18 protein-coding genes are annotated in these 20,792 nt (G+C 72.9%); 10 read left to right on the forward strand and 8 right to left on the reverse strand.

The window, feature by feature from the left end; translation table 11 throughout:
• Window positions 1–67: 67 nt before the first annotated feature.
• Window positions 68–730 carry a DsbA family protein gene (locus ACIBK1_RS09785; RefSeq protein ID WP_396733780.1) on the reverse strand — a complete coding sequence of 221 codons (663 nt, stop codon included), beginning with the start codon at window positions 728–730 and terminating at the stop codon, window positions 68–70.
• A 126-nt stretch (window positions 731–856) separates the two neighbouring features.
• Here ACIBK1_RS09785 and ACIBK1_RS09790 point away from each other — a divergent pair, with 126 nt between their 5' ends.
• Both ACIBK1_RS09790 and ACIBK1_RS09795 read left to right on the forward strand, forming a co-directional pair.
• Window positions 857–1,504 (forward strand): PadR family transcriptional regulator, encoded by a 648-nt coding sequence (locus ACIBK1_RS09790; RefSeq protein WP_396733782.1) that lies wholly within the window; start codon window positions 857–859, stop codon window positions 1,502–1,504.
• Between the two features lie 139 nt (window positions 1,505–1,643).
• Entirely contained in the window at window positions 1,644–2,822 is a 1,179-nt protein-coding gene (locus ACIBK1_RS09795; protein WP_396733785.1) for an FAD-dependent oxidoreductase, read from the forward strand.
• Between the two features lie 145 nt (window positions 2,823–2,967).
• Here ACIBK1_RS09795 and ACIBK1_RS09800 read toward each other — a convergent pair whose 3' ends face one another.
• Window positions 2,968–3,657: a carbon monoxide dehydrogenase subunit G gene (locus ACIBK1_RS09800; RefSeq protein WP_396733787.1), complete on the reverse strand. Its 690-nt coding sequence runs from the start codon at window positions 3,655–3,657 to the stop codon at window positions 2,968–2,970.
• A 496-nt stretch (window positions 3,658–4,153) separates the two neighbouring features.
• Between ACIBK1_RS09800 and ACIBK1_RS09805 the strand changes: the two genes are divergently transcribed.
• The 4 genes from ACIBK1_RS09805 to ACIBK1_RS09820 are packed head-to-tail and all read left to right on the forward strand — an operon-like array spanning window position 4,154 to window position 7,253.
• Window positions 4,154–5,623, forward strand: coding sequence for a cytochrome ubiquinol oxidase subunit I (locus tag ACIBK1_RS09805; protein WP_396733790.1), 1,470 nt, complete (start codon window positions 4,154–4,156; stop codon window positions 5,621–5,623).
• Between the two features lie 11 nt (window positions 5,624–5,634).
• Complete coding sequence (gene cydB / locus ACIBK1_RS09810; protein ID WP_030505369.1) at window positions 5,635–6,546, forward strand: cytochrome d ubiquinol oxidase subunit II; 912 nt, start codon at window positions 5,635–5,637, stop codon at window positions 6,544–6,546.
• A gap of 57 nt (window positions 6,547–6,603) precedes the next feature.
• Window positions 6,604–6,864, forward strand: a complete 261-nt coding sequence (locus tag ACIBK1_RS09815; RefSeq protein WP_030505370.1) for a type II toxin-antitoxin system VapB family antitoxin — start codon at window positions 6,604–6,606, stop codon at window positions 6,862–6,864.
• A complete protein-coding gene (locus ACIBK1_RS09820) occupies window positions 6,861–7,253 on the forward strand; it encodes a type II toxin-antitoxin system VapC family toxin (RefSeq protein ID WP_030505371.1) in 393 nt (130 codons plus the stop codon). Before ACIBK1_RS09815 ends, ACIBK1_RS09820 begins: the two co-directional genes overlap by 4 nt.
• A gap of 6 nt (window positions 7,254–7,259) precedes the next feature.
• Here ACIBK1_RS09820 and cutA read toward each other — a convergent pair whose 3' ends face one another.
• From cutA to ACIBK1_RS09850, 6 genes are all read right to left on the reverse strand, one after another.
• Window positions 7,260–9,644 (reverse strand): aerobic carbon-monoxide dehydrogenase large subunit, encoded by a 2,385-nt coding sequence (gene cutA, locus ACIBK1_RS09825; protein WP_396733795.1) that lies wholly within the window; start codon window positions 9,642–9,644, stop codon window positions 7,260–7,262.
• Window positions 9,641–10,141, reverse strand: coding sequence for a (2Fe-2S)-binding protein (locus ACIBK1_RS09830; protein WP_030505373.1), 501 nt, complete (start codon window positions 10,139–10,141; stop codon window positions 9,641–9,643). The genes cutA and ACIBK1_RS09830 overlap by 4 nt, the downstream gene beginning before the upstream one ends.
• On the reverse strand, window positions 10,138–11,013 hold the full coding sequence (locus ACIBK1_RS09835; protein ID WP_030505374.1) for an FAD binding domain-containing protein: 876 nt from the start codon (window positions 11,011–11,013) through the stop codon (window positions 10,138–10,140). Before ACIBK1_RS09835 ends, ACIBK1_RS09830 begins: the two co-directional genes overlap by 4 nt.
• Before the next feature lie 27 nt (window positions 11,014–11,040).
• Window positions 11,041–12,423 (reverse strand): uracil-xanthine permease family protein, encoded by a 1,383-nt coding sequence (locus ACIBK1_RS09840; protein WP_030505375.1) that lies wholly within the window; start codon window positions 12,421–12,423, stop codon window positions 11,041–11,043.
• Between the two features lie 144 nt (window positions 12,424–12,567).
• Entirely contained in the window at window positions 12,568–12,795 is a 228-nt protein-coding gene (locus ACIBK1_RS09845; protein WP_231513690.1) for an RNA-binding S4 domain-containing protein, read from the reverse strand.
• A 65-nt stretch (window positions 12,796–12,860) separates the two neighbouring features.
• Window positions 12,861–14,438 (reverse strand): PucR family transcriptional regulator, encoded by a 1,578-nt coding sequence (locus ACIBK1_RS09850; protein WP_030505377.1) that lies wholly within the window; start codon window positions 14,436–14,438, stop codon window positions 12,861–12,863.
• A gap of 272 nt (window positions 14,439–14,710) precedes the next feature.
• On the opposite strand from ACIBK1_RS09850, the gene ACIBK1_RS09855 reads away from it, so the two are divergent.
• The 4 genes from ACIBK1_RS09855 to ACIBK1_RS09870 all read left to right on the forward strand — a co-directional run bounded on the left by ACIBK1_RS09855 (window position 14,711) and on the right by ACIBK1_RS09870 (window position 20,775).
• Window positions 14,711–15,616 carry a DUF2877 domain-containing protein gene (locus tag ACIBK1_RS09855; RefSeq protein ID WP_396722100.1) on the forward strand — a complete coding sequence of 302 codons (906 nt, stop codon included), beginning with the start codon at window positions 14,711–14,713 and terminating at the stop codon, window positions 15,614–15,616.
• Window positions 15,613–16,980, forward strand: coding sequence for an FdrA family protein (locus ACIBK1_RS09860; RefSeq protein WP_396733799.1), 1,368 nt, complete (start codon window positions 15,613–15,615; stop codon window positions 16,978–16,980). The genes ACIBK1_RS09855 and ACIBK1_RS09860 overlap by 4 nt, the downstream gene beginning before the upstream one ends.
• 34 nt (window positions 16,981–17,014) lie before the next feature.
• Window positions 17,015–18,400, forward strand: a complete 1,386-nt coding sequence (locus ACIBK1_RS09865; protein ID WP_396733802.1) for a DUF1116 domain-containing protein — start codon at window positions 17,015–17,017, stop codon at window positions 18,398–18,400.
• A gap of 173 nt (window positions 18,401–18,573) precedes the next feature.
• Window positions 18,574–20,775, forward strand: coding sequence for a serine/threonine-protein kinase (locus ACIBK1_RS09870; RefSeq protein WP_396733805.1), 2,202 nt, complete (start codon window positions 18,574–18,576; stop codon window positions 20,773–20,775).
• Window positions 20,776–20,792: the final 17 nt, after the last annotated feature.

The raw sequence follows: 20,792 nt of genomic DNA on the forward strand, positions 1-20,792 counted from the left end.
CGGAAGAACCGGCGCACTCTGCCGAAGAATCGCCGTCCTGTCGTCAGACCCTGCCCGGACCGGCGGCTTACACGGCGCAGGTGCCGTCGCCGCAGTCCTCGCCGTCCGGCACGCGTACGGCCCTCTCCTGGGCCGTACGCTCCTCGACCTCCCGCAGGGCGGCCACGAGCGTCTCGACGGGCTGCGCGCCCGAGACGGCGAACTTCTCCTCGAACAGGAACAGCGGGACGGCCTGGACGCCGAGCGCGCGGGCGCGGGCCAGCTCGGCGCGCACCTCCTCCGCTCCCTCACCCGTGTCCTCGACCCCCACCTCTTCGGCCAGGGCGGCCAGCGTGGCGGGATCGCCGACGTCGAGGCCGTCGGTGAAGTGCGCCCGGAAGAGCCGGTCGGCCATGTCCGCCTCGTGCCCTGCTCGGCCGGCCAGCCGGATCAGCCGGTGCGCCTCGAAGGTGTTGGCGGCGATCGCCCGGTCGAAGCGGATCTCCAGCCCGTCCTGCGCCGCCACGCCCGTGACGTGACCGGTCATCTGCGCCACGCGGGCGGCGCCGCCGAACTTGCGCTCCAGCGCGCGCAGCAGCGGCTCACCGCCGGAGACTCCGTCCGGGTCGAGCTGGAACGGGCGATGGGCGACCTCGACGGCCCCCTCGTAGAGGCGCACGGCCTGACGGAGACGGTGGTGACCGATGTAGCACCAGGGACACACGACATCGGAGAAGATCTCGACTTTCACGACTTGTCCCAACCAGCGGCACCGACGGCCGATTCCCCCAGACGTGGGTGGGATCCGTGGACTTGTGGCCGCCGACTCGTGGCCGTATATTCGTGTACGAGTAACTGAGCAAGAAGGTGATCGTCGATGGCGAAACGGCGCAAGGTGGCGAACCTGCTGGGGTTGGCGGTGCTCTCCGCGCTCGCGCATCGGCCGATGCATCCCTACGAGATGGCGGCTGCCCTGCGCGGCTGGAACAAAGAGCACGACATGGGGATCAAGTGGGGATCCCTCTACACGGTCGTCGGAAATCTGGCCAAGCATGGGCTGATCGAGGAACTGGAGAGCAGCCGCCAGGGGCGCCGCCCGGAGCGGACCGTCTACCAGATCACCGAGACGGGCCGGGAGGAGCTGGTCGATTGGACCCGGGAACTGCTCCGCGTTCCCCACACGGAGTTCCCGTGGTTTCGCGCCGGACTGTCGGTCATGGCGGTGCTCCCGCCGGACGACGTGGCCGTGCTGCTCGCCGACCGGCTCGCGGCGATCAGGAAGGAGATCGCCGCACTGGAGGAGCTCCACGACCGTGACAGCCCGCAGGTGCCGCGCCTGTTCCTCATCGAGACGGAGTACGACCTGGCGATGCTCAGGGCGGAGGAGGGCTGGATCGCCGCCCTGCTCGACGAGCTGACCTCGGGCACGTTCCCCGGCTTGACGCAGTGGCGGGCCTTCCACGTGACCGGCGAGCTGTCAGCCGAGATGAAGGAGCTCGCGGAAGAGAAGATCACCGACATTTAGCACTGGTGGCGGTGCTGCAACACCGCCACCAGGAAGACCTTCGAACCGGCATGTGGTGGCCCGAAGATGCGACGAATCGAGAATAACGGGTCTCCTCCCATGACGGTTCGGCGAGCACGTCAACCCGACAGGAGGAGAAATGAAGAATGTCGCGATCATCGGCGGCGGCATCGCCGGCCCGGTCACCGCGCTGGCGCTGCGCAAGGCGGGCATGGACGCCACCGTCTACGAGGCGTACCCGACCGGCGCCGACGGCGCGGGCGGATCGCTCGCCCTCGCCCCCAACGGCATGGCGGCGCTGGAAATCGTCGGCGTGGCCGGCGCGGTGCGGGCGGCCGCACAGCCCAGCACGCGCTCGGTGATGACGCTCGCCAACCGCACGCGCCTGGAGCTGCCCAGCCCGGCCGGTGTCGGCCCGCTGCACACGGTCCGCCGCGCCGACCTCTACCGGGCGCTCCGCGACGAGGCCGTGCGGCAGGGCGTCCGCGTCGAGTACGGCAGGAGGCTCACCGGGGTCGAGGGCGACACGGCGGTCTTCGGCGACGGCAGCCGGGCCCGGTTCGACGTCCTGGTCGGCGCCGACGGCGTCCATTCCACCGTCCGCCGCCTCATCGACCCGGACGCGCCCGGCCCGAAGTGGACCGGGATGCTCGGCCTGGAGGGCGTGTCGTCCTACGAGGTGCCTGAAGATCCCGAGACGACGGTCTTCGCCTTCGGCAGGCGCGGCTACTACCTCTACTGGCGCAACGCCGCGGGCGGCAGCACCTGGGGCGTCAACCTGCCCTACCACCGGCCCCTCTCCCTCGCCCAGGCCCGCGAGGTGCCGCGCGAGGAGTGGATGCGCGTCCTGCGGGAGACGTACGGCGAGGACGTGCCCGGCGGTGACCTGATCCGGCACACCCCGGTGACATCGATGCAGGTGACGGGCGCGCTCTACATCATGCCGAGCGTTCCGCGCTGGCACCGGGACCGCATGGTCCTGGTCGGCGACGCCGCCCACGCGCCGTCGAACAGCTCGGGGCAGGGCGCGTCGCTCTCGATCGAGAGCGCCGTCCAGCTCGCCCGCTGCCTGCGGGACATCGAGGACGTGCCGCGGGCGTTCGCCACGTACGAGCGGCTCCGCCGCAGCCGGGTGGAGAAGGTGGCGGCACGCGCTTCCAAGGCCAACCATGCCAAGACGCCGGGCCCGGTCATGCAGAAGCTGATGCCGCTGCTCATGCCGCTGCTGCTGAAGACGTTCATGGATCCGGACAAGACCGTGGGCCCCGAGCAGCGCTACCGCATCGACTGGGACGCACCCGTCGGCGCCCTCTCCTAGGTCGCCGGCCCGACCACGACGGGCCGATTCCGCCCTGGGCGGGACCGGCCCGTCCGCGGAGTCGCGAAATGTCCTCGGTCGCGCGCGCGACTTATCTGCGGGGCCTGCCTACCGGCCCTCCTTACAGGGCCTCCCTACCGGTGGCCTACCTGCGCCGGCCCTGGCGGCCGAGGAGCCAGCCGATGACGGCGCTGCCGAGCGCCACCCCGGCGCCCGTGCCGAACGCCGCGAGCATCGTCCAGGCCGGCACGCCCCGGCGGGGCGCGGCCACGGCCTCTCGCGTGAAGACCCGCGGCGCCGCCTGCCCGGTCACGGCCGCCGTCACCGCCGCACGCTCGTCGCCGGCCGCCGCCACCGGCCCCGCCGCGACGACGGCGGTCCCCGCGGACACGGCGGGCATGGACAGCAGGTGCCGCTCGACGGCGGAGAAGAACTCCCCCGCGGTCTTCTTGGCGACCGAGACGAGCATCCGCTGCCCCACGCCGCCGATCATGCCGCCGACGACGGCCTCGGCGTCGTAGTCGACCCGGGTGCCACCCCCGGCGTCGCTCAGCCGTACGGCCACGGTCGCCTCGACCGTGCCGGGCGCGCCCTGACCGCGCGCGCCGAGCGTGAACCGGTCCGGCTCCTCCTGGTCGCGCAGCGCCACCTCGCCCTGGTAGACGCCCTTGATCGAGGCGACCCCCGCGGTCACCGTCATCGCGTAGACGTCCTCGCCGATCGTCTCCAGGCGCTCACAGCCCGGGATCGTCCGGACCAGGACGGCAGGGTCCTGGAGGGCGTCCCAGACCCGCTTGCGCTCCGCCGCGACCAACGCGCTGCCCGAGACCTTCATGAGCCACCTCCGATGCCGAGCACCCTAGAGAATCACCCGTACGGCGAGAACGGCAAGATCTGCCCCGGCACGGCGCCGTGGTCGTGCAGAGTTCACATGCCCGGCCGTACGGCCGGCTACCGGAAGTGTCTCGCCGCCGCTACGCCGACCCGTACGCCCGCCCGCCGATTCGGCCTCCGCACCGTCAACCGCGCGGCGTACAGGTGAATCACCCGCGCGGCGGACGCGGCACTTGTCATCGTTCGTCCACCCTTGATCCCGTGCCTCCCCAGGAGGCGCTCCCGGTGGGGCGGGACCGATGTCCCTGGCGACCGGGACGATCCGACCGCGAAGGTCGGCACTGCAGGCAACGGGGATACGGCACCGCGAACGGGGCCCGGGCGGCACCCCGCCCGGCTGTGACGAAGATCGCACATCGCGGAGCCCTAATGCTCTACAGCTTGTAGTACTACTGGAGATAGAACTACGAGCCGTAGAGCTCTGGCGTGAGGGAGACATGGACGCGCTTGACCTGGCACGGTGGCAGTTCGGGGTGACCACCGTCTATCACTTTCTCTTCGTACCCCTGACGATCGGGCTGGGCGTCTACGTCGCCGGGCTCCAGACCGCATGGCACCTGACGGGCAAGGAGCACTACCTCCGGCTCACGAAGTTCTTCGGCAAGCTCTTCCTGATCAACTTCGCCATGGGCGTGGTCACGGGCATCGTCCAGGAGTTCCAGTTCGGCATGAACTGGAGCGAGTACTCGACCTTCGTCGGCGACGTGTTCGGCGCGCCGCTGGCGCTGGAGGCGCTGCTCGCGTTCTTCCTCGAGTCGACGTTCCTCGGCCTGTGGATCTTCGGCTGGGACCGGCTGCCCAAGCGGGTCCACCTCGCCTGCCTGTGGGCGGCCGTCATCGGCTCCAACCTGTCGGCGTACTTCATCCTCGCGGCCAACGCCTGGATGAAGCACCCGGTCGGCTACGAGGTCGTGGACGGCAGGGCCAGGATGACCGACCTGTGGGCGGTGCTGACCAACTCGACGGCCCTCGCCCAGGTGCCGCACGTCGTCGCCGCCTCGTTCGTCGTGGCGGGCGGGTTCGTCATCGCCGTCGCGGGCTACCGCATCCTGCGCGAGCGCGGCCTCACCGTGCTGCCCGGCCGCCGGAACGCCACGGCCGCCCAGGACGCGCCCGTGCCGCTGCGCCGCCTCCCGGACATGTGGCGCACCAGCCTGCGCGCCGCGCTCGTCATGACGGCGATCGCGGGGGCCGTCGTCGCCGGCAGCGGTGACCTGTCCGGCCAGCTGCTGCGCGAGCAGCAGCCGATGAAGCTCGCCGCGGCGGAGGGCCTGCGCCACGACACCGCCGGCGCGCCGTTCTCGATCGCGCCCGGCGTCGAGGTGCCCGGCCTGCTCAGCCTGCTCGCCGCGCACGACCCCCGCGCGACGGTCCAGGGCATCGACGACATCCAGGCACGGTACGAGAAGACCTTCGGACCGGCCGACTACACCCCGAACGTGCCGGTCGTCTTCTGGTCGTTCCGCGTGATGATCGGCTTCGGCATGGCCACGGTCGGCCTGTCCGCGCTCGGCCTGTGGCTGACCAGGCGCCCTCGGCGGCAGCGCGGCGGAACGGCGAAGCCGGTGCCCGGCTGGTTCGCCCGCCTGTGCGTTCTGGCGCTTCCGCTGCCCGCCGTCGCGATCATCTCGGGCTGGCTGCTGAGCGAGATCGGCCGCCAGCCGTGGACCGTGCAGGGCGAGCTCATGACGGCCGCCAGCGTGTCGCCCGGCGTCTCGCTCGGCGAGGTCGCGATCACTTTGGCGGTCTTCACGGTCCTGTACGGCGTGCTGGCGCTGGCCGAGGGCGTGCTGCTGGTGCGGCACGTCAAGGCGGGCCCGGAGCTGCCGCCGGTCGAGAACGCGCCCACCGGCACCGTTCCCGCCCGCCCCGACGAGGCGCGGCTCACGCCGACGCTCATGTACTGAGGAGCCACGAGATGACGACCTTCTGGTTCATCGTGATCGCGTTCCTCTGGACGGGTTACTTCGTCCTGGAGGGGTTCGACTTCGGCGTGGGCGCGCTGCTGCCGCTGCTGTCGCGGTCGGAGGCCGACCGCAAGCAGGTGCTGGGCACCATCGGGCCGGTCTGGGACGGCAACGAGGTGTGGCTGATCACCGCGATCGGGGCGATGTTCGCCGCCTTCCCCGCCTGGTACTCGGGCCTGCTCAGCGGCTTCTACCTGCCGGTCTTCCTCGTCATCGCCGGCCTGATCGTCCGCGGGGTGGGCCTGGAGTGGCGGGGCAAGGTCCACTCCCGGCGCGAGGTCGCGCTGTGCGACGCCGGGATCGTCACCGGCAGCGTGCTGCCGGCGTTCCTGTGGGGCGCGATCTTCGGCAACCTGCTGTTCGGCACGGCGCTGGCGACCGTGCTGGGCGGGGCCCTGTCGCTGTCGGCGGCCGTGCTGCACGGCGCGGTGTTCGTGGCGCTCAAGACGACCGGCGGGGTCCGCGCCCGCGCCCGCCGCGCCGCACTGCTCGCGGCCGTCGGCGCGGTGCCGGTCGCACTCGCCACGCTGCCGTCCGTGCCGGGCAAGGGGCCCGGATGGACGCTGGGCACCGCCCTGCTCGCCGCCGCGGCGCTGGCTGCCGGGGTGACGCTGGTGTGGGGCCGCCGTGAGGGCTGGGCCTTCACCGCGACCGCGACGGCGATCGCCGCGACGACGGCCACCGTCTTCGGCGTGCTGTGGACCGCTCCCCTGCCCGGGCTCACCCTGGCCGAGGCGGCCTCGGCGCCGTACACGCTGACCGTCCTCACCTGGATCGGCCTGTTCGCCCTGCCCGGCGTCATCGCCTACCAGGCCTGGACCTACTGGGTCTTCCGCAAGCGCCTCACCGCCCACGTGTCCTGACTCAGGAATGGCAGAAGGGGTAGATTTGGAAGGTAGACAGGGTAGAAGGGGGCGGCCGTGAGCTTGAACATCAAGAATCCCGAGGCCGAGCGACTGGCGGCCGAGATCGGGGCGCTCACCGGTGAGAGCAAGACCGCCGCCGTCATCTCCGCCCTACGGGAGAGGCACGAGCGGCTGCTCGCGAAGCTGCAGCAGACCGAGGACGCCACGATGGCAGACGACATCCTCGCCATTGCCGCGAGGATCCGCTCGGGAGTAGGTGAGCGCGACCTGTCCAGCGACTTCCTCTACGACGCTGAGACTGGGCTTCCGTCGTGATCATCGACACCAGCGCGATCATCGCGATCATCAACGGAGAGCCGGACGCCATCGACCTGGCCAGAGCCATCAGGGATGCGCCGACGCGACGGATCTCGGCGGGGACCTACGTCGAGTTGGCCGCGGTGGTCGAGCGTGCCCGCGACCCCGCTGCGTCACGGCTCCTGGACGACCTTCTCGCCCGGATGAGGGTGCAGATCATGCCGGTCACGCCTGAGCAGGCGCGGACCGCGCGCCGGGCCTACTGGGACTACGGCAGGGGCAGCGGTCACAAAGCAGGACTGAACTTCGGCGACTGCTTCTCCTACGCACTCGCGAGAGAGTGCCGGGAACCACTCCTGTTCAAGGGCGACGACTTCACTCACACGGACGTGACCCCGGCGCTCTGACGGTGGTCACCGGTCCTGACGCAGGGCGTACAGGTCGGAGGGGGAGATGGGCATCCGGGCGATCGTGATGTCCTCGGCGTCCTCGACCGCGCCGGCGATGACGGCGGAGACGGGGATGACCCCGGCCTCCCCCGCGCCCTTGATCCCGAGCGGGTTCAGCGGCGAGGGCGTCTCCAGGTGGGCCGTCTCGATGTGCGGCACCTCCGTGGCGTACGGCATCAGGAAGTCCATGAACGAGGCGTTCAGCAACTGGCCGTGCTCGTCGTAGGCCATCTTCTCGTACAGCGCCCCGCCGACGCCCTGGGCGACCCCGCCGTGGATCTGGCCCTCGACGATCATCGGGTTGATCAGCTTGCCGCAGTCGTGGACGACGGCGTACCGCAGGATCCTGATCTCCGCGGTGTCCCGGTCGGTCTCCACGATCGCCGCGTGCATGCCGGCCGCGAAGGTGGACCTGACCGGTGAGTAGTAGTCCCGGCCCTCCAGGCCGGGCTCCTCCCCCTCCGCCACCGGCGGCCGGTCGTCGGAGGCGGCCCCGGCGAACTGGGTGGCCCGTCTGGCCTCCTCGTCGAAGGCGTACCGCAGCGGGTTGGACAGCACGGCGACGGTCGCCAGCGGGATCGACGCCGACGGCACGCCGGCGACGTGGACCATCCCGTCGGTGATCTCCAGGTCGCGCGGGTCGGCCTCCAGCGCCTCCGCCGCGATCCGCAGCGCCTTCTCCCTGACCTTCCGGCAGGCGAGCGCGATCGCGTTGCCGCTCATCACGGCCGCCCGTGAGGCGAAGGTGCCCACGGCGTAGCCGAAGCGCCGGGTGTCGCCGGTGACGACCGACACCTTCTCGATCGGCACGCCGAGCTCGGTGGCCGCGATCTGCGCGAACACCGTCTCGTGTCCCTGCCCCTGCGAGGTCAGGCCGGTCGAGACGTGCACCCGGCCGTCGGAGGTGACCTGCACGTGCCCGCCCTCGTAGGGGCCGACGCCGGTGCCCTCGACGTAGCAGCCGACGCCGATGCCGATCCTGCGGCCCTCCGCCGCCGCGCGGGCCTTCTCCTCGGGGAAGGAGTCCCAGCCGATCAGCTCCTTGAGCAGGCGCAGCGCCTCGGGGTAGTCGCCGCTGTCGTAGATCAGCGGCCGCCCGTCCTGGAACGTCATGCCCTGGTCGTACGGGAACTCGTCCGGCTGGATGAAGTTGGCCGCGCGGACCGCGGTGCGGTCCCTGCCGAGATGGGCGGCGATGCGATCCATCGTCCGCTCCATGCAGAACACGCCCTGCGGGCGGCCAGCGCCCCGGTACGGCGTGACCTGCACGGTATTGGTGTAGATCGAGGAGAACTCGACCCGGTAGGCCCCCACCTTGTACGGCCCGAGCAGCTGCGTCGAGGTGATGATCGGCACGATGATCCCGTACGGCGTGTAGGCGCCGTGGTCGTGCAGGATCTCGACGTCGAGGCCGAGGACGCGCCCCTCGTCGTCGAACCCGACCCGCACGTGCTGGACCTGGCCGCGCTCGTGGGAGGAGGAGACGAAGTGCTCGCGCCGGTCCTCGGCCCACTTGACCTCGCGGTTCAGCAGCCGCGCCGCCCACGGCACGAGGACCTCCTCCGGCCACGGATGGACGATCTTGACACCGAACCCGCCGCCGACGTCGGGCGCGACGACCTCCACCTTGGGCAGCGGCAGCCCGAGCTTGGCCGCGATCGCCATCCGCACGCTCGTGGACGTCTGCGTGGAGGAGTAGACGCGCAGCGACCCGTCGTCGGCGTCCCAGCGGGCGTACACGCCCTTCCCCTCCAGGGGCATGCACGCGCTGCGCTCGATGTCGAGGCGGAACTCCAGCGTGTGCGGGGCGGCCGCGATCGCGTCCCGCGCGGTCACGCCGCCCGGTCCCGGCACCTCCTGGACGAGGTGCGCGCCGATGTTGCCCGGCACGTCCTCGTGCACGAGGTGGACACCGCGCACGGCCTCCTCGATGCCCACGACCGGCTTGAGGATCTCGTAGTCGACCCTGATCAGGGCGCAGGCGTCCTCGGCGAGGTAGCGGTCGCGGGCGACGACCATCACGACCGGCTCGCCGACGTGCCGGACGATCTCCCGGGCCAGCGGGTACGCCGTACGGCCGTGGGTGAGCGCGGGGTGCGGGATCAGCAGCGGCAGCGGCTCGGCCAGCGCGCCCGGCAGGTCCTCCCACGTGTAGATCGCGACCAGGCCCTCGACGTCGAGGGCGGCCGACACGTCGATGTCGAGGATCCGCGCGTGGGCGTGCGGCGACCTGACGAAGGCGGCGGCCAGCGCGCCTTCGCCCAGGTCGTCGAGGTAGCGCCCCTGCCCGGTGATCAGCCGGCCGTCCTCGCGCCGCCGGACCGGCTCACCGAACAGCTTCGTCGTCACCGGTCCTCCTCGGCGTGAAGCTCCGCCTGCAACTCGGCGGCGCGGTGGACCGCCTTGAGGATGTTCTGGTAGCCGGTGCACCGGCACAGGTTGCCCGCCACAGCCTCCAGCGCCTCCTCCTCGGTCGGCACGGGGTTGTCCCGCAGGAACGCGGTGACCGTGCACAGGAACCCCGGGGTGCAGAACCCGCACTGCAGGGCGTGGCACTCGGTGAAGGCCCGCTGCACCGGCGACAGCTCGCCGTCGCGCGCCAGCCCCTCCACCGTCGTGATCTCGTGGCCGTCCACCGTGACGGCGAACGTCAGGCACGACCGCACCGGCTCGCCGTCGAGCAGCACCGTGCAGGCGCCGCAGACGCCGTGCTCGCAGCCCACGTGGGTGCCGGTGAGGCCGAGATCGTGGCGCAGGCAGTCGGACAGCAGCCGCCGCCCCGGCACCGTCGCCTCCCGCAGGACCCCGTTGACCGTCAGCGTCACGTGATGGCGTGTCTCGTTCACGATTCCTCCCCGCGGGCCGCGGAGGCCGCGTCCCGCAGCGCCCGGGCGGCGAGCACCCCGGCGAGGTGCCGCCGGTAGTCCGCCGTCGCGTGGATGTCGCCCTCCGGATCGATCCGGTCCCGTACGGCTTCCGCCACGGCCTCCCACTTGATCGAGGCGGCCGGACGAGGGCCGCACGCCGCGGTCACGTCCACGACGACCGGGACCGGTCCCACGCTCACGCAGGCGACGCGGGCGGCGGCGACGCGCAGGTCCTCGTCCAGCGTGACGGCGGCGGCCACCCCGGCCACCGCATAGTCGCCGTGCCGCCGGGCCACCTCGTGGAAGGCCGTGCCCGACCGAGGGGGCAGCGCGGGGAAGAACGCCGACAGGGCCAGTTCGCCGGGCCGCAGCGCCGACTCCATCGGGCCGGTGAAGAACTCCGCGGCCGGCACCTCCCGCTCCCCGCCCCGGCTCGCCAGCCGTACGGACCCGCCGAGCAGGGCGAGCACGGCGGGCATCTCGGCGGCGGGGTCGGCGTGCACGAGGCTGCCCACCACCGTGCCGCGGTTGCGGATCACCGGATGGGCGACCAGCCGCAGCGCCTGCCGCAGCAGCGGCTGCGCGGCGGCGGCCCCCGGCGAGCGCTCCACCGCGGCGTGGCGGGCCAGGGCCCCGACGCGTACGCCCGGCGGCCCGGCCTCGATCCCGTCCAGGCCGGGCACGCGGTTCACGTCGACGATGTGGGCGGGCGCGGCCAGCCGCATGTTGAGCAGCGGGATCAGGCTCTGGCCGCCCGCCAGCACCTTCCCGTCCGGCCCGGCCTCGGCGAGGACGTCGAGTGCCTCGCCGAGGGTGGCCGGGCCGTGGTAGACGAACGGAGGCGGTTTCATCGCGTCCGCACCCGCGGCGCGGGCCGGTCAGACGGCCGGGTCGCGTTCGAGTCCGATCTCCCCACCCGTGACCTCCTTCGCTCGTCTGCCCGCGATGGCGCGGAGCAGGTGATAGCCGGCGAGCACCACGATCGTGCCGAGCGCGATCCCGGCGAGCGAGAAGTCGCCGGTGATCTGGTGGGTGACCGGCCCGATCGCGAGGATGATGCCCGCGCCGATCGGCACCATGTTGACCGGGTCGGCGAAGTCCACCCGGTTCTCCACCCAGATCTTCGCGCCGAGCAACCCGATCATGCCGTACAGGATGACCGTGACGCCGCCGAGCACGCCGCCGGGCGTGGCGGCGACCAGCGCGCCGAACTTGGGGCACAGGCCGAACAGGATCGCGATGATCGCGGCGATGTAGTAGGCGGCCGTCGAGTAGACCCGGGTGGCCGCCATAACGCCGATGTTCTCAGCGTAGGTCGTGGTGGGCGAGCCGCCGACGGCGGTCGCGACCGCGGTGCCGACGCCGTCGGCGATGACCGCCCTGCCCATCTGGGGGTCGACGTCCGCGCCGGTCATCTGGCCCACGGCCTTGACGTGGCCGACGTTCTCCGCGATCAGGGCGATCACGGCGGGCAGCACGACCAGCACGGCCGACGCCTGGAACGACGGGGCGTGGAAGTGCGGCAGCCCGATCCAGTCGGCGTCGGCGACGGCCTGGAAGCTCACCCGGGGATGGGTGTCGATCTTGCCGGTGCCCGCGTTGTAGGCCGTGATGTTCCCGAGCACCTTGTCGGCGAGCCAGGACAGGACGAACCCGAAGACCAGCCCGAGCAGCACGCCGATGCGGCCGAGGAAGCCGCGGAACAGCACGATGAACACGAACGTCGCGACCATCGTGATCAGCGCGATCCACGGGTCCTGCGGCCAGTAGACGTCGGCCACGACGTACGCCAGGCCGAAGCCGATCAGCATGACCACGGCGCCGGTCACGACCGGGGGGAAGATCCGGTGGATGATCTGCACGCCGAGCACGTGGATCGCCACGCCGCACAGGGCGAGCACCAGGCCGGCGACGAGGATCGCGCCGGTCACGACCTGGTCGGCCGCCGGGGTGTCGCCGCCGAACGCCGCACGCACCGCCACCACGCCGCCGACGAACGAGGCCGACGTGCCCAGATAGCTGGGGATCCGCCCCTGGGTGAAGAGCAGGAACAGGATCGTCGCGACACCCGACATCATCACGGCCGTGTTCGGGTCCAGCCCCATGACGAGGGGGAACACGAAGGTCGCGCCGAACATGGCGATCACGTGCTGGGCGCCGATGCCGACCATGCGCGGCCAGCTCAGCCTCTCGTCGGGTTTGACGACCTCACCGGGAGCCAGCCCTCTGCCGTCGCCGTGCACCGTCCATCTGAAAGCCATATACGCCCCTCTTGCTCACTGGGCCGTGGGCCGGTCGGCCACCCCGCAGGCGTCCCTCCGCGGCGTTCACCGTTTGGGGCACTGTAGGACTGGCGTGCGCGTCAGACATGGGCATGATCTGCCAAACCGGTGAGCTCCGGGGCGTCACACCACGCGGATCGTGTACCCGTCGCCGGTGACGACCTGGCCCGCCCGGATTTTGCAGGCCTTGCGCAGCTCCACGCGTCCGTCGACGCGCACCCGGCCCTCCGCGACGAGGTGCTTGGCCGCGCCGCCGCTGTCGGTGATCTGGCAGAACTTGAGGAGATCGCAGAGCGGGATGTAGTCGCCGTCCAGCTCGAAGGTGATCGCTGGGGCCTTCGCGTCGTTCACCCCGCCAGCCTAGGAGTGTCCGGGGGTGCCGCCCGTCTCGGGGCAGGAGACTCGGGGCAGGACACTCAGATGCCTCGCATGCGCAGGACGTGCAGGGCGAGGGTGAGGTTGAGCCGCAGATGGGCGTCCTCGGTGAAGTTGCCCAGCATGCGCTCCAGCTTCCCGATCCGGTAACGCAGGGTGTTGTAGTGGAAGTGCAGGCGGCGCGCGGTCTCCGCGACGTTGAGGTTCGTCTCCAGCAGCGCCTGCAGCGTGCGGCGCAGGTCGGCGTTCTCCGCGTCGTCGTCCCCGGCCAGCGGGCCGAGGGTCTCGCGGACGAAGGCGTGCAGCTCGTCGGTGTCGTTCACCAGCGAAAGCAGCCGGTAGACCCCCAGCTCGTCGAAGTGGGCGACCGCGCCGGCCCCGTGGAGCTGACGGCCCACCCGGGCAGCCTTCAGCGCCTGGCCGTACGCTCCGGGCAGGGCGTCCGCCCCGGAGGCGACCCGGCTGAGGCCGGTGGAGAACGTGCCGTCGGTGACGGCGGCGAGCGCGTCCCTGGCCACCTTGGCCGGGTCGGCCGCCGCCCCGACGATCGCCACGACCTCGTGGGAGAAGCCGGCGACCGCGCCGCGCGGGTCGTGCTTGCGCACCGACGCCTGCCACGCCGCCAGCATGCGGTCCTGGACCGGTCGTTCCTCGGCGTCCGGATCGATCTCGGCGACCAGCACGCTCACCGGGCGCTCCAGGTCCCAGCCGAACGCCTGGGCGCGCTCGGCCACCCGCAGCCCGCCCCTGCCGGTGAGCACGTCGCGCAGGAAGTCGGCGCGATATTTGCTCTCGACGGCGGTGACCGCCTCCTGCTTGGTGATCACCAGCGCGGCGACGGTCGCGGCGCGCTCCAGGATGCCGATGTCGCTGGGGGTCAGCGTGCCGTGGGCGCTGAAGGCCGCGATCTTCCCGTGGTGGTGCCCGCCCGCGACGACGGGCACCGCCGCGTAGTGACCGTCGCCGCCCGGCGGCGGGGCCGACGGCGTGCGCGCGAGGGCCGCGGTGATCTCCCGCAGCCGCGCCACCTGCGCGGACTCCCCGGCGGCCGCGAGGAGATGACCCGCGGCGTCGGTCGCCCCCACCGCCACCTGCAGCAGCCCGGCCACCTCCGCCGTGACCTCCCGCATCCCGCCCCCGGCCAGCACGATCTGCACGAGCGCCCGGTGCGCCTCCTCCGTACGGGCGAGGATCGCCGCCTGGCGGTTGAGGATGTCGGTGAGCACCTGGTTGAGGATGTCGTCGAAGCCCACGTCGTTGGGCAGCAGGATCAGCGGGAAGCCCAGCCGGTCGGCCTGCTCGACCATCTCCCCCGGCAGCTCGTCCAGGTAGCGGCCCAGCTTGATCGCCAGCGCGGCGAGGCCGCGCTCGTCCAGGTCGGCCACGAGCCGGTCGAGCGACTGCGGCGTGTTGCGCAGCGGGTAGCCCGTGGTGAGCAGCAGCTCGTGCGGCTTCACCCAGGCGAGGATGTCGGGCACCTCCATCACGTTGAGGCGCTGCACGATGCGGTCGAGACCGCTCCGCCCGGCGATCAGGCGGGCGTCCGCCAGCGTCGAGACCCCGAGCACCTCGCCCACCGACACGCCGTGGAGGATCGTTCCGGTGCTTGCCAGGCGCATCGCGGGCGGGGCCGGGTCGTTCTGCAATGCCGTCTCCGAGAGTGCCGTCACCGGGTCGCGACATCCTCGGGCCGTCGGCCGCTCACCGCTCCTCGTTCGCCACGCGGGCCGCTCGCGCCTCGCGGACCGCTCCGGGGACGTCTCAGGCCGATTGTGCCCGACGGCGGTCCTGGCAGGAAGAGCCAAGCATTCGGCCGACTGTTGGCATCTTTCTCCGTACGGAGGGGGGAGGGCGGGGCTTAGCGTCGGCAACGACTGCTTCGGGAGGTCCGGTGAGTGTTGGCACGCGCCCGAGAGGGCGGCGGGCGGCGACGCCCGCGTCCCGCCCCCCGGCGGCCCCCACCTTCATGAGCGGCGCCGCGAGCATGGCCGTGCGGCCCGCGCTCGAGGCGCCCCGCCGCCCGGCCAGAGTGCTCGCGGCCTTTCCCCTCGCGCTCTACCTGGAGATCAGGAGCGAGTCCGAGCCGCACGTCGTCGCCGTGGTCACGGGCGAGGCCACCCGCCTGCCCAACGCCGTGCTGCTCCCCGAGCGCCTCGACGGAGTGTCGGCGGGCGACGACGCCTGGGTCGGCGAGGGCTCCGTCGATGTCGGCGGCGTCTCGATCTGCGTGCGCCGCTGGTGGGACCCCGCTCCCCCGCTCGGCCCCGCCGACCCCGTACGGCTCGCGCCCGCCCTCGGCGTGCTCGGCCGTGTCCGCGGAGCCTCCCCCCGGCGGCCTGGACTCGACCCGGACGGCGCCCCGGCACTGCTGGAGCGCGGATGCCGGGCCGGTTCGCTGGTGGAGAGCATCACCGCGGCCGAGCGGCTGATCGGCCTCGGCCCGGGACTGACGCCGAGCGGCGACGACATGCTCGCCGGCCTGCTGGTCGCGCTGCGGCACCTCGGCGCGGCGGCAGGCGTGCCACGCGCCGTCTGGCTGGCGGACTGGCTCGCCGCGGTGGTCACCTACGACGCCCGCACCAGGACCACGCCCATCTCGGCCACCCTGCTGCACTGCGCCGCGAGGGGCGAGGCGAGCCCGGAGGTCACCGGGGTGCTGCGCGGCGTGGCCGGGCACCAGCCGCTGGAGCCCGCCGTGCACCGCCTGCTCCGCCTCGGCCACACCTCGGGAGCCGACCTGGCGTGGGGCGTGCAGATCGGGCTGTCCGCCGTCCTCGCTCATCGGGAGGGCCGTTGAACGACCTGGTCGAGGTGCGCCCAGGGGTCTACCGCGACTCCGTCACGCTGATGCGGGTGAGCCGGGCGCTCACCGAACGGCACGGGGTGGCGGTCGCCGTCGTCGCGATGGCGACCGAGCTCAACCTGGGCCTCGCCCGCGACCTCGGTTTCGCGGTGCCGTCCGCGACGCCCGGCGACCTGCTGGTGGCGGTCCGGGCCGGTTCGCCGGCGGAGCTGGAGGACGCCGCCGCCGAACTGGAGCGACAGCTCGCCGCACGGGCGCAGGCGAGCGGGACGCGGGGCGAGGCGCCGCCGCGCACCACCCGGGCGGCGGCGCGGGCCTTCGACGCGAGCCTGGCGCTGGTGAGCGTGCCGGGCGAGCACGCCTTCGCCGAGGCGCTCGACGCCGTGGAGGCCGGGCTCTCAGTGATGATCTTCAGTGACAACGTGCCCGTGGAGCAGGAGATCCTGCTCAAGGACCTGGCACGGGCCAGGGGCGTGCTCGTGATGGGGCCCGACTGCGGCACCGCGGTCGTGGGCGGGGCCGGCCTGGGCTTCGCCAACGTCCTGCGCCCCGGGCCCGTCGGCGTCGTGGCCGCCTCGGGGACCGGCGCCCAGCAGGTGACGAGCCTGCTCGACCTCGCCGGCGTCGGCGTCTCCCACGTGCTCGGCGTGGGCGGCAGGGACCTGTCCGCCGCGGTGGGCGGGCGCTCGGCCGTGCAGGCGCTGCGCGCGCTCGACGACGACCCGGCGACCGAGCTGATCGTGCTGGTCTCCAAGCCCCCTGCCCCCGAGGTGGCCCGTGCCGTGCGGGACCTCGACCTGGCGACGCCGGTCGTCGCCGCGCTGCTCGGGCCGGGGCAGGACGACCTGACCACCGCGGCGGAGAAGGTGCTGCGGGCCCTCGGCCGCGACGTGCCCGAGTGGCCCTCCTGGCCCGCGCCCGCGCGCGAGGGAGCGGCGGAGCCGGGCGGGGCCCTGCGGGGGCTCTACGCCGGCGGCACGCTGTGCGCGGAGGCGGCCCTCGTGGCGGGCGCCGGCGGGTTCACCGACTTCGGCGACGACTCCTACACCCGGGGCCGGGCGCATCCCATGATCGACCCGGCGCTGCGCCTGGAGGCCCTGCGCGGCGTCGCCTCCGGCGTCGTGCTGATGGACGTCGTGCTCGGGCACGGCGCCGACCCCGACCCGTCCTCCTGGCTCGCGCCCGCGATCCGCGACGCGGTCGCCAGGGGCGTGGACGTGGTCGTGGCCGTCGTCGGCACCGACGGCGACCCGCAGGGGCTGCGCGCCCAGGCCGCCCGGCTGAACGACGCCGGGGCGGCGGTCTTCACCTCCAACGCCGCGGCCGCCCGGCACGCCCGTCACCTCGCGGGCGGGTGACGGGCGTGGCCGCGCCGACCCGGATCGGAGCCCGATGACCCTCTCCATGCTGTACGGCGAGCCGCGCGTCATCACCGTCGGCGCGCAGGTGCTGGGCGAGGCGCTGGACCGGCAGGCCGTGGTGCGGCGGGAGGTCGACTGGCGGCCTCCGCTGCCGGGCGCCTCCGCCGCGCTCGCGCGGGTGCTGGCCGACCCCCGGCGCGAGAGCGCCAACGCCACCGCCGTCGGGAGGATGCTGTCGGCCCGGCCCATGCTGACCGGCGTGCGCCCGGCGCGCGAGGTCCTCGGATTGGGGGCCGGGGAGTTCTTCCACGCCGGTCCGCCGATCACCTGGGAGCGCGCCTCCGGCCCGATGCGGGGGGCGCTCACCGGGGCGATGCTGTTCGAGGGCCTGGCGGCCACGCCCGAGGAGGCGGAGGAGCGCCTGGCCTCCGGCGCGGGGATCAGCCTCGGCTCCTGTCACCACCACCGTACGGTCGGCCCCATGGCGGGGGTGGTCAGCCCGTCCATGTGGATGCTGGAGGTCGCCGACGCCGAGCACGGCGGCACGGCCTACTGCTCCTTGAACGAGGGGCTGGGCAAGGTCCTGCGCTACGGCGCGTACGGGCCCGAGGTGATCGAGCGGCTGCGCTGGATGGGCGAGGTGCTCGGACCGGTGCTCGCGGCGGCGCTGGAGCGGTGCGGCCCCCTCGATCTGCGCACGCTCATCGCGCAGGCGCTGCAGATGGGCGACGAGCTGCACAACCGCAACCGCGCCGCGACGTCCCTGCTGGTACGCGAGATCGCGCCCGCGATCGTGGAGGCGGCCCCGGACCGCGCGGCCGAGGTGCTGCGATTCATCAATGGAAATGATCATTTCTTCCTGAACGCGGGAATGGCGGCGGCGAAAGTCAGCGCCGACGCGGCCCGCGGCGTGCCCGGATCGAGCCTGGTCGTGGCGATGGCACGCAATGGAACCGATTTCGGAATACAGGTGTCGGGCCTCGGCGACCGGTGGTTCACCGGCCCCGCCGGCGTGCCCGACGGCCTGTACCTCGGCGGGTACGGCCCGGACGACGCCAACCCCGACATCGGCGACTCCACCATCACCGAGACGGCGGGCCTGGGCGGCTTCGCGATGGCGGCGGCCCCCGCGATCGTCCGGTTCGTCGGCGGCGAGGTGTCCGACGCCGTGGCCGCCACCACCTCGATGTACGAGATCACCTTGGCCGAGCACCCGGCGTACCAGATCCCGGGGCTGGGCTTCCGCGGCACGCCCGCCGGCATCGACGTCGCGCTCGTGGCCAGGACCGGTCTGCTGCCCGTCGTGAACACCGGCATCGCGGGCAGGATCGCCGGAACGGGGCAGGTGGGAGCGGGTCTGGTGAGCCCGCCTGCCGGGGCCTTCACGGCCGCCCTCGACGCCCTGTGCGACACGTGAATTCCCATTGACCGTCATCAGACCGTAATATCGTCGTCAACCTCAGATATCCGATGCAATTCGCACGGTCCGTTCGGGAGATCTTGCGGAGCGAGCGTGAATTGGGGACCTAATCTATGACGACAGATCGCCTGCTCGGTATGGTCCCCCCTATGCCAGAGGGTCAAGGACCTGTGGGTCGCGCCCCCGCGGGGGGCGCCCCCGAAGGGCAGGGACGTCTCGTCGGCCGGCGCTACCGGCTGCTGTCCCCGGTGGGCCGCGGCGGCATGGGGATGGTGTGGCACGCCCACGACGTGCTGCTCGACCGGGACGTCGCGGTCAAGGAGCTGCTCCTGCCGTTCGGGCTCGACAACGCCGGCGCGCAGACCGCCCACCGGCGCATGCTGCGCGAGGCGCGCTCGGCCGCCCGGCTCAGCCATCCCGGCATCGTCACCGTCCACGACGTCGTCGAGGAGGACGGGCGCCCCTGGATCGTGATGGAGCTCGTCCGCGCCTGGTCCCTGGAGCAGGCCGTACGGCAGAGCGGGCCGCTGCCGGTCGTGCAGGCCGCCGAGATCGGCATCCGGGTGCTCGACGCGCTGCGTCACGCCCACGCCGCCGGTATCCTCCACCGCGACGTGAAGCCCGGCAACGTGCTGCTCACCGCCGACCGCGTGGTGCTCACCGACTTCGGCATCGCCGCCATCGAGGGCGACGTCACGATCACCCAGACCGGGCTCCTCATGGGCTCGCCCGCCTACATCCCGCCGGAGCGCCTCCAGGGCCGCCCGATCACCCACGCCGCCGACCTGTGGAGCTTCGGCGCGACGCTGTACGCTGCCGTGGAGGGCCGACCGCCCTACGAGGGGCCGGACGCGGTCGCCGTGCTCGGCGCGGTGCTGACGCAGGAGCCCAACCGGCCACGCCGGGCGGGCGCGCTGCTCCCGGTCATCGAGGGCCTGCTCCGCAAGAACCCGGCCGACCGCCTTCCGGCCGCGCAGGTCGCGGAGATGCTGGAGCGGGTGCTGCACAGCCACGGCGCCGGACTGCCGGGCCGCGCCGGCACGCCGACGTCGGTGCCGACCCCGCAGGACTCCACGCCCGCCGGGTTGCTGCCGCCGCTCGACATCCCCTCGGGGCCGCTGCCCTCGCGCATCATCGAGACGCCCTCGGGTCCGGTCCGCGTGCCGCTCACGGCGGAGAGCCTGCCCGCGGGCGCGGTCGTCCCGCCCGGCACCGTCCCGCCCGGCACCGCGGCGCCCCGTCCCGCCGAGCCCCGTCCCGCCGGGCCCCATGCCGGGGAGCCGCGGCCCGCCGGCCCCGCGTACGAGCCCCCGGGCGCGTTCGGGCCGGTGAACGCCTTCGGGCAGGCCCCGCCCTTCGACACGCCCTTCGACACGGCCTTCGACCCGCTGTCGTCCCCCTCGGGCTCGACGCACGCGCCGGAGCGGCCGAAGGAGGCCATGTGGCCGACGCCCGCGCCGGGCGACATGCCCGGCGACCTGGGCGGCACGCCGCGGCCGCAGCACCGGTCCGGGCAGCACGCGATGCCCCAGCAGACGGGACCGCAGCACACGGGACCGCAGCACACGGGGCCGCAGCACACGGGGCCGCACCAGGCCGCCGCACCGCAGGGCCTCTCGTCACAGGGCCTCTCATCACAGGGCGTCTCCTCGCAGGGCGGTGACTTCGGTCCCGTCAGCGACGCCACGGGTCCGCACGCGCCCCGGGCCGGGCGCAGGCGCAAGGAGCAGGCCGACGAGGCCCCCGGCGGAGAGGGCCGGTCGAAGCTGCTGCTCGCCGTCGCCGCCGCGGCCGTGGTCGCGGTGATCGCCGCGATCGTGTTCGTGCTGCTGCCGAGCGGCCCGGACGAGGCCGTGGTCTCACAGCAGGACGGCAGGTCGGGCGCCACCCTCACGCCCCCCGACACCGCCGCGCCGACCGCGCGCCCCCTGTCGGCCGTACGCGTGCCCGAGGGCTACCAGCCGGTGACCGAGGACGGGGTGTCGCTCGCGGTGCCGAAGGAGTGGAGCACCGCGGTCGAGGACGGCGCCGTCAGGCTCACGGGCCCGAAGGACAGCGGGCAGAGCATCACGATCAAGAGGATCCCCGACGGCAGCCTGGCGGCGCTGCAATCCGCCGAGCAGAACCTGGACATCAAGGACTTCACCGACTACACGCAGGTCCAGCTGCGCCAGGTGGACTACCGCTACCCCGCGGCCGAGTGGGAGTACACCTACACCAACGCCAGCGAGGTCACCGTCCACGCGGTCATCCGCTACCTGGAGGCGGGCGAGCGCGCCTACGCGATCATGTTCGCCTCGCCCGACTTCGACTGGAACGAGTCGGCCGCACCGGTCCGGCAGACCCTCTGGAGCAGCTTCCGGCCCTCCTGACGCCCGGTCCCCGCCGG

The organism is Microbispora rosea (assembly GCF_044460045.1).
GTDB lineage: Bacteria > Actinomycetota > Actinomycetes > Streptosporangiales > Streptosporangiaceae > Microbispora > Microbispora rosea.